The sequence below is a fragment of the Frankia sp. BMG5.23 genome (assembly GCF_000685765.2).
GTDB lineage: Bacteria > Actinomycetota > Actinomycetes > Frankiales > Frankiaceae > Frankia > Frankia casuarinae.
Genome location: NZ_JDWE01000004.1, coordinates 7201 through 22043 on the forward strand (window position 1 = coordinate 7201; position 14843 = coordinate 22043).

Below are 14843 nucleotides of genomic sequence, written 5' to 3' on the forward strand. Positions count from 1 at the left end.
CGGGACAGCGGCGGCTCAGAACGGGACAGCGGCGGCTCAGAACGGAACGGTGGCGGCTCAGAACGGAACGGTGGAGTACGCCTGCAGCTTGGTGAGCTGATGCTGGCTGTCCACCCGGCGGATGGTGCCCGAGCGTGACCGCATCACCAGCGAGGACGTGTTTGCCCCGCCCGGCCGGTACCGCACCCCGGCGAGCAGTTCGCCGTCCGTGATGCCGGTCGCCACGAAGAAGACGTTGTCACTGTCGACGAGGTCCCGGGTGGACAGTACCCGGGCCGGGTCGCCCCCGAGGTCGGCAACCTTGCGATACTCCGCGTCGTCCCGCGGCCACAGCCGGCCCTGGATCACTCCACCCAGGCAGGTCACGGCGCAGGCCGTGATGATCCCCTCGGGAGTGCCGCCGATCCCCAGCAGCAGGTCCACGCCGGTGTCCGCCGAGGCAGCCATCACCGCTCCGGCGACGTCGCCGTCGGAGATCAGCTTAACCCGGGCGCCGGCCGCCCTGATCTGCTCGACCAGTTGGCTGTGCCGGGGCCGGTCCAAGACCACCACGGTGACGTCCCGCGGGAGGATCTCCTTGGCCTTCGCCACGGCGCGGATGTTGTCCTCCACCGAGGCCGCGATATCCACCACCCCGGCCGCCTCCGGGCCGGTGACCAGCTTCTCCATGTAGAAACACGCGCTCGCGTCGTACATCGAGCCACGCTCGCTGACCGCCATGACCGAGATGGCGTTATTCATCCCCTTGGAGGTCAGCGTCGTACCGTCCACGGGATCCACGGCGACGTCGCATTCGGGGCCCTCGCCCGAACCGACCACCTCGCCGTTGAACAGCATGGGGGCCTCGTCCTTCTCCCCCTCGCCGATCACGACGACCCCGCGCATCGAGACGGTGCCGACCAGTCGACGCATCGCGTCGACGGCGGCCCCGTCCGCGCCGTTCTTGTCGCCACGGCCGACCCAGCGCGCCGCGGCGAGCGCGGCTGCCTCGGTTACCCGGACGAGTTCGAGCGCGAGGTTGCGATCCGGAGCCTGCCCTTGCACGGCCAGCGTGTCGGGCACGGACGAGGCGTCGGAAGGCCTGGAGGCGGAGGATTCAGCAGTGGAAGACACGGCCCCGAGCCTAGTTCGGGAGCCCCGTCGGCGCCCGAACTAGGCCCGGAGTGACGCCGAATATACCTCCATGACCCTATCCCGCCGCGAAGGTGCGCCCGCGGCCGTCCGGCAAATCCGGCCTGTCGTCGACACGACATCTCGAATCCGCCGAAGAGGCACGCAACCTTCAACCCGGTGCGCGCGTCCAACGGAGCATCGGGCAGCCGTCACGCGGAGGGGGCGTGACGGCTGCCCGGCAGGCCCCGATCTGGCCGGTTTCTCGCCCCGCACTCCCCGATAAGGCCCTCCAGCCGGGCGAGAGTCTGAACACACCACCACCCCCGCGAGCCGCCCAGACGTGGTCCGGGTGCCCATTCGGGGGTTCGGACCTGGAAGATGGGGACGTGGCACGACGACGCGGTCAGGAAACGATCAGAGACATGGCGCTCTCTCTCGCCGTGGTCATGGCGGGTGTCCTGCTCTTCGTCGTCTTCGTCATGCCCCGCGGAGGCGACGAGCCCGCGGTCAAGGTCGTCGCGACGAGTGAGCCGATGGCGGCGTTCGCCCGCCAGGCGCCCTACTCCCCGCTCGGGCCGGCTGGCCTGCCCTCCTCCTGGAAGCCGACCTCCATCCGCCTGACGCTGCCCACCGGTGGTGGCGATGGTGGTCCCGCCGAGGCGACGATCGGCTACGTCGTTGATCGGCCCGACCATCGGACGTTCGCCCGCTTCGTCGAGAGCAACGCTCCCACCGCGGTCCAGCGGATCCTGGGGAACCGACCGGCCAACGGCACGGTCGATGTGGAAGGCGTCGCCTGGCAGCAGCGCCGGGACGGCGATGGGCATCTCGCGCTCACCCGAACCGACGGCGACGTCACCGTGATCGTGGATGACGGAGGCGGCAAAGGCGGGGCGAATCAGGCCGATCTGGTCACCCTCGCCGCGTCACTGCGACCGGTCGTTCCCGCCGCCACGAACTGATCGGGCCGCCGGTACGGGCCCGGTCGATGCAAGCCGCCCGGTCGATGCAAGCCGCCCGGTCGATGCAAGCCGCCCGGTCAGCGCGAACCCGGTCAGCGCTGGACGGCGGCCGCGATGACGGGAGGCCGTGCGGGCGCGACGGCCGTTGCGGCCGGTGGCTGGCCCCCACCCTCCAGAGCGGTGGCGGCGGGGATGAGAATCGCCATGCCGATGACCAGCCCGGCCGCCCGACGTAGCAGCGGGCCCGTCGCCGGCATCCGCCATCCGAGGTGGGCGCCGCCAACCCGCGTCCCGATCATCCCACCCCTCGGCACGGCGCCCACGGCGGCAACCGAAGGCGGAGCGTGCTCTCGGGCGAGGTCGCCGAGAGGTCTGCGACGAGGCGTCGGGCGTAGCGCGGGCATTGCTACCTCCGGACTGGATGTCCTACGGGTAACGGCCGGTGTGCCAGGCCGGTCTGGTCCGTCTCGGACCGCGACCGGCCTGAAACGCCATGCAGTGACCTTGTACTATGGATCTCCACCGGACCGGCCGGGTTCAGCCATGATTGTTCCTTGTTGGATATCATGTTGGTCAGGCGGAGGGGAAATCGCCACGCCGGCGCCTCCTAGCCGCCGGGTCGCCCAACGGTGGATGCCGGGTCGGGACCGACCCGAAACCGCGCGGTCACGGATTGAGCGGACATCGTTATAGAGGATTGTGGAAGATAGAGGGTTGTGGAGGCGGCACGGAGGTGGCCATGCCCGAAGCATTCAACGACGGCCCTACCGGTCACACATCGGGCTCCGCCGATGTCCTCCCGCCGGGCGTCCCGGCCCCACCGGTCACCTACGAGGTCGCGCGGGCCGAACTCGAGGAGGTCGTCCGCCGGCTGGAGGCCGGCGGGGTGAGTTTGGAGGAGTCACTGATCCTCTGGGAACGGGGCGAGGGGCTCGCCAAGACCTGTCAGGCACTGCTCGACGGCGCCCGCGCTCGACTGGCCGCGGCGACTCCACTCTCCTGAGCGTCTCCTGATCTCCTGGACGTCTCCTGATCTCCTGATCTCCTGAGCGAGCGGCCCCTCCAGCCGACCGGGCCGCCGGGCCTGCTCAGCCGTCCACGACCGTCGCGCGCAGCGTTCCGCCCGCCACCCGGATGGCGAGCCCGTCCCCGGCCGCAACCTCGGCAGGTCCGCGCACAACCGCACCATCCACGGTGCGCTGCACCACGGCGTACCCGCGGTCGAGGGTCGCCGCCGGCGACAGCGCGCGCATCCGGGCGCGGGTGGCGGCCAGATCGTTCCCGGTCACATCTATCACGTGGCGGACGCAGCGGCGCGAACGGGCGAGGAGCGCCGACACGTCGTCCGCTCTGCGGTCCACGTCGCGCGTGGGCGTTGCGAGCACGGGGCGTCCCCGGGTGTCCGCCAGCCAACGTTCCTCCCGGTCGAGTCGGTGCTCGACGACCCGCCGGGCCCGGGCCCGCAGCTGGGCGACCGCGATCGCCTGCTCACCGACGTCCGGCACCACCCTCTTCGCCGCGTCCGTCGGCGTGGAGGCGCGGACGTCGGCGACGAAATCGAGCAAAGGGGTGTCCTGCTCGTGTCCGATTGCCGACACCACCGGGGTACACGCGGCCACGACAGCCCGCAGCAGCGCCTCGTCGGAGAAGGGCAGCAGATCCTCCAGCGACCCGCCGCCACGAGCGATGACGATCACTTCCACCTCGGCGCGCGCGTCGAGTTCCCGCAGCGCGTCGATGACCTGGGCGACCGCGAGAGGCCCCTGGACGGCCACCTCTCGTAACACGATGCGCACCGCCGGCCAGCGACGGCGCGCGTTCTCGACCACGTCCCGCTCCGCCGCGCTGGCCCGCCCGGTGATCAGACCGACGGCCGCCGGGAGGAACGGAGGACGCCGCTTACGGGACGCGGCGAACAGCCCCTCGGCCGCCAGCGTGGCCTTGAGCTGTTCGAGCCGGGCCAGCAGCGCACCGGCGCCGAGCGGGCGAATCTCAACAACCGCAAGGGCCAGCGTGCCTCGGCCGGGGTGGAACGACGGCTTGCCCCACACCACGACGCGGGCCCCGTCGACGAGCGCCGGCCCCACCGCGTCGCACACCGCGCGCGGGCAGGTGACCCGCAGGGACACGTCGGCGACCGGGTCCCGCAGGGTGAGGAAGACCGTTCCCATCCCGGGACGGCGAACGATCCCGGTCACCTGCCCCTCGACCCACACCCGCCCCAGCCGGTTGATCCAGTCTCCCAGCGCGCGCGACACGCTGCGGACCGGCAGCGGCTGTTCCGGGGACGATGTCAGTGCCACCCGGGCACCGTAACCTCGCCCACAACCACGCCCCACAACCACGCCCCACAGCCTCACCCCACAGCCTCACCCCACAACGGTCGGCGGCCCTCCCCACGGCCGGACCGGACGATGTCGCCATCGGGTGATGCATCGCCTAGCCGACTTCCCGGCCGCCCGCCGCCGCGTAGACTCCCACCCATGGGCCGGGTCCTTCTTGCCAAACCGCGCGGCTACTGCGCTGGTGTCGATCGAGCCGTCGTGACCGTGGAGAAAGCACTAGAGCTGTACGGTTCACCGGTCTACGTACGCAAACAAATCGTTCACAACCTTCATGTCGTGAAGACGCTGGAGGCCAAGGGCGCGATCTTCGTGGACGAAACCGACGAGGTGCCGCACGGCGCCACCGTCGTGTTTTCAGCCCACGGAGTGGCACCAACGGTGCACGAAGAGGCGGCGGTGCGCGAGCTCCGCACAATCGACGCCACGTGCCCTCTGGTCACCAAGGTGCATTCTGAAGCCAGGCGGTTCGCCCGTGAGGACTACGACATCCTCCTCATCGGCCACGAGGGCCACGAGGAGGTCGTCGGCACCACCGGGCAGGCTCCGGACCGCATCCACCTCGTGGACGGGCCCGAGGACGCCGCCGGGGTGAAGGTCCGCGATCCGGAGCGGGTGGCTTTCCTCTCCCAGACCACACTGTCCGTCGACGAGACGATGACGACGGTTGACGCGCTGCGCGAGCGCTTCCCGCATCTGCAGGGTCCACCGAGCGACGACATCTGCTACGCCACGCAGAACCGCCAGGTCGCCGTCAAGGAGATCGCCGGCGCGGTCGACCTGGTCATCGTCGTCGGCTCGCGGAACTCCTCGAACTCGGTCCGGTTGGTCGAGGTCGCGCTCGACGCCGGCGCCCCGGCCGCCTACCTCGTGGACGACTCCACCGAGGTGGACCTGAGCTGGTTCGATGGTGTCGAGACCGTCGGGGTCACCAGTGGCGCATCGGTGCCGGAGGAACTCGTCACCGGCGTGATGGCCTGGCTCGCCGAGCGGGGCTTCACCGATGTGGAGGAGGTCACGTCCGCGGACGAGCACCTTCTCTTCGCGTTGCCGCCGGAGCTTCGCCGGGAGATGCGTACCCGCGAGCGCGCCGCCGGCTGAGCCCGGACCGCCCCTCACACCAGACTCGTCGGAGCCACCCTTCCCCGCATTGCGCCGAAGCCCCGACGTTCCCCTCAGGAACCTCGCCGAAGGCAAGGTGACGGAGACCCCGAACGGCCCCCTATAGCAGGGGTCCCGACATGTCCTAAGGTCGGCCCTGGGGCCGCGTCCAGGCGGCATCTCGCCGGGACGCGGCCCCAGTATGCGGTACAGGGCACGTGCGGTACAGGGCACGGGCGACGAGCATCGGGAGAACGGGCGCATGAGCGAGCAGGAATACCGCATCGAGCACGACAGCATGGGTGACGTCCGGGTACCGGTCACGGCCCGGTGGCGGGCCCAGACACAGCGGGCGGTGGAGAACTTTCCCGTCTCCGGCCAGCGGATCTCCCGCGCGCACATCGCGGCGCTCGCCCGGATCAAGGCCGCTGCCGCGACGGTGAACGCCAAGCTGGACGTGCTCGACGCGGACATCGCCGAGGCGATCGTCGACGCGGCCACGGAGGTGGCCCGTGGTGACTGGGACGACCAGTTCCCCTTGGACGTCTTCCAGACCGGCAGCGGCACCTCGTCCAACATGAACACCAACGAGGTGCTGGCCTCGCTCGCCTCCGAGCGCCTCGGCCGCCCGGTTCACCCGAACGACCACGTCAACGCCTCGCAGTCCTCGAACGACGTCTTTCCCTCATCGATCCACATCGCCGCCACCCAGGGCATCGTCGGGGACCTGATCCCGGCCCTGGAGCACCTTGCCACCGCGCTCGGTCGCAAGGAGACCGAGTTCGCCGACGTCGTGAAGTCCGGCCGGACCCATCTGATGGACGCGACCCCCGTGACGCTCGGCCAGGAGTTCGGCGGGTACGCCGCCGCGGTCCGGCTCGGCGTCGAGCGCCTGCAGGTGGCACTGCCCCGGATCGGAGAGCTGCCGCTCGGTGGGACAGCCGTCGGGACCGGCATCAACACCCCGCCCGGCTTCTCCGCCGCGGTGATTGAGGAACTGTCCGCCAGCACCGGTCTTCCCCTGACCGAGGCACGCAACCACTTCGAGGCGCAGGCCTCCCGGGACGGCCTCGTCGAGGCGTCCGGCGTGCTGCGGGTGATCGCCCTCTCGCTCTACAAGATCGCTAACGACCTGCGCTGGGCCTCGTCCGGCCCGCGAGCCGGGCTCGGCGAGATCCGGCTGCCCGACCTCCAGCCCGGATCCTCGATCATGCCCGGCAAGGTCAATCCGGTCCTTCCCGAGGCGGTCTGTCAGGTCGTCGCCCAGGTCGTCGGCAACGACGCGGCGGTCGCGTTCGGCGGATCAGCCGGGAACTTCGAGCTCAATGTCATGCTGCCGGTGATCGCACGTAACCTGCTGGAGTCGATCCACATCCTGTCGACGATCAGCCGGCTGTTCGCCGACCGTTGCATCGACGGCATCGTCGCCGACGTCGAACGCTGCCGCCGCTACGCCGAGTCCTCCCCCTCCATCGTGACGCCGCTGAACAAGTACATCGGCTACGAGGAGGCCGCGAAGGTCGCCAAGATCTCGCTCGCCGAGGAGAAGACCATTCGCGAGGTCGTTCTCGAGCGCGGTTACGTTGCGGCGGGCCAACTCACCGAGGCACAGCTCGACGCCGCGCTCGACGTGCTGTCGATGACCCACCCGTAGCCGAAGCTCGTCGGGCGGCCGCTCCCGACCGTCGCGTCTCCCGGGCACCTCCGTGACCCACGGAGGTGTTCCGTCCCGACGGCGCAACCCGACAGCGGCGCCCGACGGCGCGGCGGGGGCCGTGGAAGACCCCCCAGACAGCCTCCACGACCCCCGCTAGAGGTTTAACGGGTCGGCGGCGGGTTGGTTACGGGTGGCGGGTGCCCCAATTTCACCTGCCGGCACGACGGCCCGGCACGACGGCCCGGCGGCGGGGCCCGGCGGCCTGGCGTCGCGACTCCTCGACGGGTTCCCACCAGCTGGACTCGAAAAGCTCTCAGCCGGAACCACACCGGCACATATGGCGGACGTGGCGGCACGCCTCGGCCATCACGGACGGGTTCGCGACACCTACCTCAAGTGATAACCCGCAGGTAAAGCGACTCCCGAGAAATTTCCCAGAAGAAATGGACGTAACAAGCACGGCCAACATGCCGATCCGACCCGTCCGGCCGGATAGCCTCGGGTTCACCGGAGACCGATAGATTGCGGGGGATGTGACGATGTTCGACTACGACGTCCTCGTCATCGGATCCGGGCCGGGCGGGCAGAAGGCCGCGATCGCAGCGGCCAAGCTCGGCCGACGGGTCGCGATCGTCGACAAGCGGGAAATGATCGGCGGTGTCAGCATCAACACTGGCACGATCCCGTCCAAGACGCTGCGAGAAGCGGTCCTTTATCTGACCGGCATGTCACAGCGTGAGCTGTATGGGTCGAGCTACCGGGTAAAGGATGACATCACCGTCGGTGACCTCTCGGCGCGGACCAGACATGTCATCAGCCGCGAGATCGACGTGATTCGCAACCAGCTCAGCCGTAACCACGTCACCCTGCTGACGGGCCTGGCCAGCTTCGTCGATCCGCACACCGTGAACGTGCGGGCGGGCGGCGAGGACACCGAGGACCGCCGGATCCAGGCGGAAAGAATCATCATCGCCACGGGAACCCGCCCGGCGCGGCCGGACACGGTCGACTTCGACGGACGGACCGTCGTCGACAGCGACCAGATCCTGGCCCTGGAGAAACTGCCCCGGTCGATGGTCGTCGTCGGCGCCGGTGTGATCGGTATCGAATACGCCTCGATGTTCGCCGCGCTCGGCACGAAGGTGACCGTCGTCGAGCGCCGTGACCGGATGCTCGACTTCTGCGACCTCGAAATCGTCGAGGCGTTGAAGTATCAGCTCCGCGATCTTGCGGTGACCTTCCGTTTCCGCGAGTCGGTCGTCTCCGTGGAACGCCACAACGGCGGTACCCTCACCCTGCTCGAGAGCGGGAAGAAGCTCCCGGCGGACACGGTGATGTATTCGGCCGGGCGGCAGGGGCTCACCGACATCCTCAATCTTCCGGCGGCCGGCCTCTCCGCGGACAACCGCGGCCGGATCAAGGTCGGCTCGGACTTCCGCACAGAGGTCGATCACATCTACGCGGTCGGCGACGTGATCGGATTCCCCGCTCTCGCGGCGACGTCGATGGAACAGGGACGCCTTGCGGCGTACGCCGCCTGCGGCGAGGACGTCAACGCCATGCGGGCCGAGCTGATGCCGATCGGGATCTACACGATCCCGGAGATCTCCTATGTTGGCAGCACCGAGGACGAACTGACCGAGCAGGCCATCCCGTTCGAGGTGGGCATCGCCCGGTACCGGGAGCTGGCCCGCGGAGCCATCCTCGGTGACTCGTACGGGATGCTGAAGCTACTGGTCAGCCCGGACGACCGGCGCCTTCTCGGGGTGCACGTCTTCGGTACGGGAGCCACCGAACTCGTCCACATCGGACAGACCGTGATGGGCTGCGGTGGCACCATCGACTACCTTGTCGACAGCGTCTTCAACTATCCGACGCTCGCCGAGTCCTACAAGGTCGCGGCCCTGGACGCAATGAACAAGATGCGCGCGGTTGCCCGCTTCAGCGGCTGACCGGAGCACCAGACGGCGCATCGGGCCGGGGGCGGCCGCGAACCGGGCTCCTCGCCCCACGACGTCATGAGCTGACGAAAGGTAAGCCGCTATCACCGGATCGGGCCGGCTAATGGCGGGCAAGCATAGGCTGATCAGGGTGGAGCTGTCCTCGTTCTGCCCGCGCTACCACCATGCCGTCGAGACCATCGGGCGGCGCTGGACCGGGGCCATCGTACGCGCGATGCTGGCCGGCGCAACCCGGTTCTCCGAGATCACGACGGCGGTGCCCAACCTGTCCGACCGGCTCTGTTCCGTACGGCTGAGGGAACTCGAAGCCGAAGGGATGGTCAGACGCACCGTCGTCCCGGACACGCCCGCGCGGACCGAGTACCACCTGACCGCGAAGGGAGCGGACCTCGCGGACACGGTCGCGGCTCTCTCCCTCTGGGCCGAGACCTGGCTCCCCGACCCGTCCTGCTGACCCGTCCTGCTGGCCCGGGGTTGCCCGGCACCCCAGCGGATCAGGCCCGCACGGGTCCGGTCAGCGCACCAGCCCGGCCTGCTGGGACGCCCTGGTCAGCTTCGCGCCCAGCTGGCCGGAAATCAGCTCGGGCGCCACCCACCGAACCTGCGTCGTGGCGCTCTCCCGCACCGCGAGGCTGCGGTCCTCGACGTGGAAGAGATAGGTCATGTCGTAGTGCACGTGCTCGGGTTCGCCGAGGATCGGCGCGGCGTCGACGATTCTGACCTCCACGTCGAACGGGAGGATCCCGCCCGGGATCACCGCGTCGGCCTCGACACCGGCCCGGCGCGCAGCGAGCCCGAGCGCGGCGCCGAGCAGCGAGGAGTCGTCGGCATCGACATGACCGCCGGGCATCCGCCAGACCGCGGTGGACGGCTCCAGGATCTCCAGCACCCGCCAGTCCGGGGACACGATCGCGGCTCGGCACGTGACATGGGCCGGCATCGTGCTACGGGCTGTGATGGATGGCCCGTGCAGAGCCAGCACGACCAAGGACCGCATGAGGTCCACTTCGTCCGGATTTGCCTCGATGTAGCCCAGGGCCACACCGATCACCGCGTTGTTGGTGACCGCCACGCTTAAGGAACGTACAGGCATCGGGCGCCGATCACGACCCACTGAGACGGGACACACCGAAACTCGTATCGCACCAGCATACTCACTTACAGTGATAAAAAAGGTAACAGAACGGACCGAATCGGAATTCCGGCAGCAAGGAAGGGAGCTCCGCCTACGAGGGGATCCACCGTCGGCCGCGGAACGGCGGAAGCTGGAAGCAGTGGCACCAACACCCCGTGTAATCGTCACCCCCATGCGGCCCATCCCCCTCTTGTGACTACGGAAGGTAATTGTTGGTACCGGCGCGCCGCTCGACCGCCCCGACGCGCGACCCCGGCCCCCGACCCAACGTGAAGCTCAGGTGTGCTCCCCCGGGTGGCGACGCGCCGACGCATCCCCACGCGGGCCACCCCCACTCACGCGGGCCATCCCACGCGGGCAATGACGCCGAGCCGACACCGCCACGCGGCGTGCACCGTCCGCGACTAAGGTCGACGGCATGGATCCGAAAGATCCGGGAATCAGACACCTGGACAGATCCACAGTGATGATCTACCGTCCGCCCGCGGGACCCCCGTTCCGCCGGTCGGACCGAGCGGGAGGACCAGCCGTGCGGGAGAACCTCACCCTCGACGAACCACGCCGAGGGATCCGGTCCGGCCGAACCATGACGCTGCTTCCGGGGCTGGTCCTCGCGGGAATGGTCGCGCTGACCGCCGGTTGCGGGGGGTCCGACGACATCAGCGTGCCGCCCTCCGTCAGCACACCGACCCTGCCGACGTCGCTGCCCACCGCGCTGCCGAGCGGGCTGCCCACCGCGCTGCCGACCTCGCTGCCGGGGGTGGGAAGGATCGACGCCGTCAGCGGCGCGGATGCCCTGCGTGGCACGAATGTCCCCCCCGATTTCCCGGTGCCGCCCGGGGCCACCGTGAAGGTCGGTACGACCACCGGGAAGACGTCGACGGTGACACTGGGCGGGGTGTCCAGCGACCGGGTGGCCACCTTCTACCGGCAGACCCTGCCTGGCGCCGGCTACAAGATCACAACGGATGTGGGGATTCCGGGGGTCGCCAGAGCCATCCAGTTCAACGGGCACGGCGTCAACGGGAGTATCGGGGCCGCGGGGATCGGCAATACCGACGGCGTCGCCGTGGTGTTCACCAAGCGGTAGTCCCCCCGGGGAATCACGGCCGGGCTCACCCGGGCACGACCGGCCGTTGCGGAAAATCAAGCTGCGAGCGATCGAGCTGTGGAAGATCGAAATGCCGACGGATCTCCGCCTGCACCTCGCGCGGCGGGTGCCGGGCGTCCACGACGGCCACGAACTCCTTACGCTGGAAGATCTCCATGACCGGTCGGGTCTTCTCGTGGTACTCCCGCAGGCGGACGGCAAGTGCCTGCGGGTTGTCGTCGGCCCGGGTCAGCAGCGGCGCTCCGCACACGTCGCAGGTGTCCGGCACCTGCGGCCTACTGGCGATCAGGTTGTAGTCCAGGCCGCACCGTGAGCAGAACCGGCGGGCGAGCACCCGCCGATAGACCTCGTCGTCGGGGAGGTCGAGGTAGATGACCCCGTCGATGTCGTAGCTCTCCAGGAAGAACTCGGCCTGCCGGGCGTTGCGCGGGAACCCGTCGATGATGAACCCGTAGTTCCAGTCGTGCTCGGCCAGCCGGGAGCGCACCACCGACTCGACGAGGTCGTCCCCGACCAGGTGACCGGCCGCCACGATGCGTTTGACCTGGGCACCGAGTTTGGTGTGGTTCTGCACGTTCCAGCGGAAGACGTCGCCGACGCTGATGTGGACCAGGTCGAAGTCCCGGGCCATCATCGTCGCCTGGGTTCCCTTGCCGCTGCCCTGCACGCCCATGATGACGAACTTGCGCACGCCGACTCCCGATCGTTCCTCCGCCCCGGAGGCCGGCCGACGCGCGGCCGCCTCGGTGGCCCGCCCCCAGCTGTCCCACCGGCCTCTCCGTCGCGACGTTATCCGCCATGGAGATCACTAGGGGTTTCCGCGGCCCAGCGGTGGCGGGTACGTCATGACACCCGCACGGCCGACCGGCGGGCTATCCGTGGCCCAACCCGGACCGATGCACGCCGACAATGCCGTAAAGAGCAGGATGTCAGGATGTATGGGGATCGGGGGAGCGCGGAACGGGCCGCGGCTGCGATCCCGGATTCTAGGAGGGAACGCGGGTGTCAAGGGGACTGCGTCAGACGCTCGGCGCCGGCCTGGCCGCCACCGTGCTGGCGGTGGGGCTCACAGCGTGCGGTTCCGGGGACAGGGCACCGGCTCCACCCGCGGAGATCGTCCTCAATCGGGGGCAGGACTCGTCGATCCCCTTCCGCACCGAGGCCGACGGCGAGGTGCTCCTGGACGTCACCACCACCGCCCCGGGGGTCTCCTGGGGCTCCCCGGGCGGCGAGTCCGCGGTGCTGTCGCTCTACGTCGACACCGCCTACGCCACCGATCTCGTGATCCCCACGTCCTTCCCGATCAAGCGCAGCCTCGCGCTGGGTCACCTGGCCGCCGGCAAGCACACCCTGCGGACGCTGTTCGCCGCGGACCGGTCGCCCCGCAACGCCGCCACGGCGCGCCTGACCGATCTGACCTTCCGCACCGTCACGCCGCAGGACAACGGCTACCAGGCACTGGCGCACGCCCCGGTGATCTACGGCCGGACGGCGCCGGCCGCCGCCGCGGACCCGATGGCCGGCGGGCCGTTCCAGAACGCCGTCACCGACACCCCACTGCTCGCCTTCCACTCCGAGGCGCCAACCGCGATCGCCGGTCATCGCCTGCTGACCTACTCGATGGTGTGGAGCAACGAGGACGAGGGCACCCCGACCCCGGCCCTGATGGCGTTCTGGGGGCGGACCACCGACATCGAGTGGACCTACCAGGTAGAGATCGACGCCACCGGCAACGCCATCCCCGGCAGCGCCGTGATCCAGGGGCCGGAGCACACGTCGCAGCCGTTCACCGGCCGGTACGAGAGCACGCACCCGCTGCTCGGGACCTGCACGCGCAGCAACAGCATGTGCCAGAACACCGACGGCCCGATGCGGTTCGCCCTGTCAGCCGCGGACACCCTCGACCCGAACGCCGAGGCCCCTGAGCGGGAGATGGACCGCAACCCGTGGACCTACTGGGTGATGTCCCAGGAGGTCGCCCGGGAGGGCAAGGTCGCCGACGCCCCGGTCCCGGACCCACGCACCCGGATCAGCGACCCGCGTAACTACCTGTACCTGATCGTCCGGAAGAACACGGTCGGCACGCCGAACACCGCCGACGCCTGGGTCGGGCTGTCGGTCGGGGTGCGGCTCGCCGGCAACCCCGAGACCTACCGGTCGAACAAGACCTACCCTGCCTGGTCCATCGAACGGGACGCGCCGGCCGCCACGGCCGTCGAACTCCCACCCGGGACGGTCGCGGAGGACATCGCGTCCATCCAGGCGACCCGGGTCGTCGGTGCGGGTGCCGACACCGGTGCGCGCGTCCAGGTCGACTCGATCGAGCGGGCGTTCCTGCTGGGTCCGGACGGCCTGCCCCAGCAGTCGTTCCTGTTCACGCCGACGAAGGTGACCCTGACCGCCGCCGCGCCGACCGCGACCCTGTTCCGCCGTTCGCAGGGCGGCTCCTGATCCCGTCCGGGGTTCCCTGATTCCGCGGTGGCCCTTCACCCACGTGTGGTGGACCCCGAGGTGTGCACCGGTCCCGGGCTCCGACCGTGCGTCCCGGTGCGATCGGGAGCCCCGGCTGGCGCCGGGCGGACGGCGGCCGTCGGCATGCTGTCGAGCGTCCGCACATCCCGACCGACGGGCAACTGGGCGATGCTGTCGACGATGGCGGTCGGTCGGTAGGGGAACCGGTCGACGTCGGTGATGGACGTGATGCCCGACAGCACCAGCACGGTGTCCATTCCGGCCTCCAGGCCGGCGACGACGTCGGTGTCCATCCGGTCGCCGATCACCACGGTGGTCTCGCTGTGCGCGGACAGCGTGTTCAGCGCACTGCGCATCATCAACGGGTTCGGCTTGCCGACAAAGTAGGGTGTGACGCCGGTCGCCCGGGTGATCATCGCCGCGACCGCCCCGGTGGCGGGCAGGAGACCCTCCACCGAGGGACCGGTGGGATCGGGATTCGTCGCGATGAAGCGTGCGCCGTCGCGCACCAGCCGTACCGCTTTGGTGATTGCCTCGAAGCTGTAGGTCCGGGTTTCCCCGAGGACGACGTAATCGGGTGACCGGTCGCTGAGGACGTAGCCGATGTCGTGCAGCGCCGTGGTCAGGCCCGCTTCGCCGACGACGTACGCCGATCCCCGGGGGCGTTGGGTATGTAGGAAGAGCGCGGTGGCGAGGGCCGAGGTCCAGATCCGCTCCGGCGGGATCGTGAGTCCCGCGCCAGCCAGCCGGGCGGACAGGTCGCGGGCCGTGTAGATCGAGTTGTTGGTCAACACGAGAAAACCCAGGCCTGCCTCGCCGATCCCGGCCAGAAAGGCATCCGCGCCCGGAATGGGATGTTCCTCATGGACCAGAACACCGTCCATGTCGATGAGATAGTTCTCGATCAGATGTTCCGCCATGACCCCCGATTCTCCCCGCCTGCGCTCGATGCCGTCTGCCGGGTGGTCCCCACTCGGCACCATGATGGG

The 14843-nt window shown here is 69.5% G+C and carries 14 protein-coding genes; 8 read left to right on the top strand and 6 right to left on the bottom strand.

Going from position 1 to position 14843, the window contains the following annotated elements:
- Positions 1–57 precede the first annotated feature (57 nt).
- Positions 58–1044 carry a class II fructose-bisphosphatase gene (gene glpX / locus BMG523DRAFT_RS02675; protein WP_049761135.1) on the bottom strand — a complete coding sequence of 329 codons (987 nt, stop codon included), beginning with the start codon at positions 1042–1044 and terminating at the stop codon, positions 58–60.
- Positions 1045–1499: 455 nt separating this feature from the next.
- Here glpX and BMG523DRAFT_RS02680 point away from each other — a divergent pair, with 455 nt between their 5' ends.
- Positions 1500–2075, top strand: coding sequence for a DUF4245 domain-containing protein (locus BMG523DRAFT_RS02680; protein ID WP_076804920.1), 576 nt, complete (start codon positions 1500–1502; stop codon positions 2073–2075).
- A gap of 92 nt (positions 2076–2167) precedes the next feature.
- On the opposite strand, the gene BMG523DRAFT_RS02685 is transcribed toward BMG523DRAFT_RS02680, so the two are convergent.
- Positions 2168–2374, bottom strand: coding sequence for a hypothetical protein (locus BMG523DRAFT_RS02685; protein WP_049760991.1), 207 nt, complete (start codon positions 2372–2374; stop codon positions 2168–2170).
- A gap of 440 nt (positions 2375–2814) precedes the next feature.
- On the opposite strand from BMG523DRAFT_RS02685, the gene BMG523DRAFT_RS02690 reads away from it, so the two are divergent.
- On the top strand, positions 2815–3078 hold the full coding sequence (locus BMG523DRAFT_RS02690; RefSeq protein WP_049761136.1) for an exodeoxyribonuclease VII small subunit: 264 nt from the start codon (positions 2815–2817) through the stop codon (positions 3076–3078).
- Positions 3079–3163: 85 nt separating this feature from the next.
- Here BMG523DRAFT_RS02690 and xseA read toward each other — a convergent pair whose 3' ends face one another.
- Positions 3164–4378, bottom strand: a complete 1215-nt coding sequence (xseA, locus tag BMG523DRAFT_RS02695) for an exodeoxyribonuclease VII large subunit (RefSeq protein WP_035940986.1) — start codon at positions 4376–4378, stop codon at positions 3164–3166.
- A 180-nt stretch (positions 4379–4558) separates the two neighbouring features.
- Here xseA and BMG523DRAFT_RS02700 point away from each other — a divergent pair, with 180 nt between their 5' ends.
- From BMG523DRAFT_RS02700 to BMG523DRAFT_RS02715, 4 genes are all read left to right on the top strand, one after another.
- Positions 4559–5518 carry a 4-hydroxy-3-methylbut-2-enyl diphosphate reductase gene (locus tag BMG523DRAFT_RS02700; protein WP_035729888.1) on the top strand — a complete coding sequence of 320 codons (960 nt, stop codon included), beginning with the start codon at positions 4559–4561 and terminating at the stop codon, positions 5516–5518.
- Between the two features lie 262 nt (positions 5519–5780).
- A complete protein-coding gene (locus tag BMG523DRAFT_RS02705) occupies positions 5781–7172 on the top strand; it encodes a class II fumarate hydratase (protein ID WP_011438256.1) in 1392 nt (463 codons plus the stop codon).
- A gap of 542 nt (positions 7173–7714) precedes the next feature.
- Positions 7715–9127, top strand: a complete 1413-nt coding sequence (sthA, locus tag BMG523DRAFT_RS02710; protein ID WP_011438257.1) for a Si-specific NAD(P)(+) transhydrogenase — start codon at positions 7715–7717, stop codon at positions 9125–9127.
- Positions 9128–9239: 112 nt separating this feature from the next.
- Positions 9240–9590 (top strand): helix-turn-helix domain-containing protein, encoded by a 351-nt coding sequence (locus BMG523DRAFT_RS02715; protein WP_011438258.1) that lies wholly within the window; start codon positions 9240–9242, stop codon positions 9588–9590.
- Between the two features lie 60 nt (positions 9591–9650).
- Here the strand turns inward: BMG523DRAFT_RS02715 and BMG523DRAFT_RS02720 are convergent, their stop codons facing one another.
- Positions 9651–10208, bottom strand: a complete 558-nt coding sequence (locus BMG523DRAFT_RS02720) for an NUDIX hydrolase (protein WP_235462822.1) — start codon at positions 10206–10208, stop codon at positions 9651–9653.
- 592 nt (positions 10209–10800) lie between these two features.
- On the opposite strand from BMG523DRAFT_RS02720, the gene BMG523DRAFT_RS02725 reads away from it, so the two are divergent.
- The gene (locus BMG523DRAFT_RS02725; RefSeq protein ID WP_023840091.1) at positions 10801–11361 is read left to right on the top strand and encodes a hypothetical protein; all 561 of its coding nucleotides are present in this window, start codon (positions 10801–10803) and stop codon (positions 11359–11361) included.
- A 25-nt stretch (positions 11362–11386) separates the two neighbouring features.
- Here BMG523DRAFT_RS02725 and BMG523DRAFT_RS02730 read toward each other — a convergent pair whose 3' ends face one another.
- A complete protein-coding gene (locus tag BMG523DRAFT_RS02730) occupies positions 11387–12073 on the bottom strand; it encodes a nucleoside monophosphate kinase (RefSeq protein ID WP_011438261.1) in 687 nt (228 codons plus the stop codon).
- A gap of 311 nt (positions 12074–12384) precedes the next feature.
- On the opposite strand from BMG523DRAFT_RS02730, the gene BMG523DRAFT_RS02735 reads away from it, so the two are divergent.
- The gene (locus BMG523DRAFT_RS02735; RefSeq protein WP_011438262.1) at positions 12385–13833 is read left to right on the top strand and encodes a hypothetical protein; all 1449 of its coding nucleotides are present in this window, start codon (positions 12385–12387) and stop codon (positions 13831–13833) included.
- A 35-nt stretch (positions 13834–13868) separates the two neighbouring features.
- Here BMG523DRAFT_RS02735 and BMG523DRAFT_RS02740 read toward each other — a convergent pair whose 3' ends face one another.
- On the bottom strand, positions 13869–14774 hold the full coding sequence (locus BMG523DRAFT_RS02740; protein WP_011438263.1) for an HAD-IIA family hydrolase: 906 nt from the start codon (positions 14772–14774) through the stop codon (positions 13869–13871).
- Between the last annotated feature and the right edge of the window lie 69 nt (positions 14775–14843).

Coding starts and splice junctions, on each gene's coding strand:
- BMG523DRAFT_RS02685 (WP_049760991.1), bottom strand. CDS start 2,374: ATGATCGGGACGCGGGTTGGCGGCGCCCACCTCGGATGGCGGATGCCG.
- BMG523DRAFT_RS02690 (WP_049761136.1), top strand. CDS start 2,815: ATGCCCGAAGCATTCAACGACGGCCCTACCGGTCACACATCGGGCTCC.
- BMG523DRAFT_RS02700 (WP_035729888.1), top strand. CDS start 4,559: ATGGGCCGGGTCCTTCTTGCCAAACCGCGCGGCTACTGCGCTGGTGTC.
- BMG523DRAFT_RS02705 (WP_011438256.1), top strand. CDS start 5,781: ATGAGCGAGCAGGAATACCGCATCGAGCACGACAGCATGGGTGACGTC.
- sthA (WP_011438257.1), top strand. CDS start 7,715: ATGTTCGACTACGACGTCCTCGTCATCGGATCCGGGCCGGGCGGGCAG.
- BMG523DRAFT_RS02715 (WP_011438258.1), top strand. CDS start 9,240: ATGGCGGGCAAGCATAGGCTGATCAGGGTGGAGCTGTCCTCGTTCTGC.
- BMG523DRAFT_RS02740 (WP_011438263.1), bottom strand. CDS start 14,774: ATGGCGGAACATCTGATCGAGAACTATCTCATCGACATGGACGGTGTT.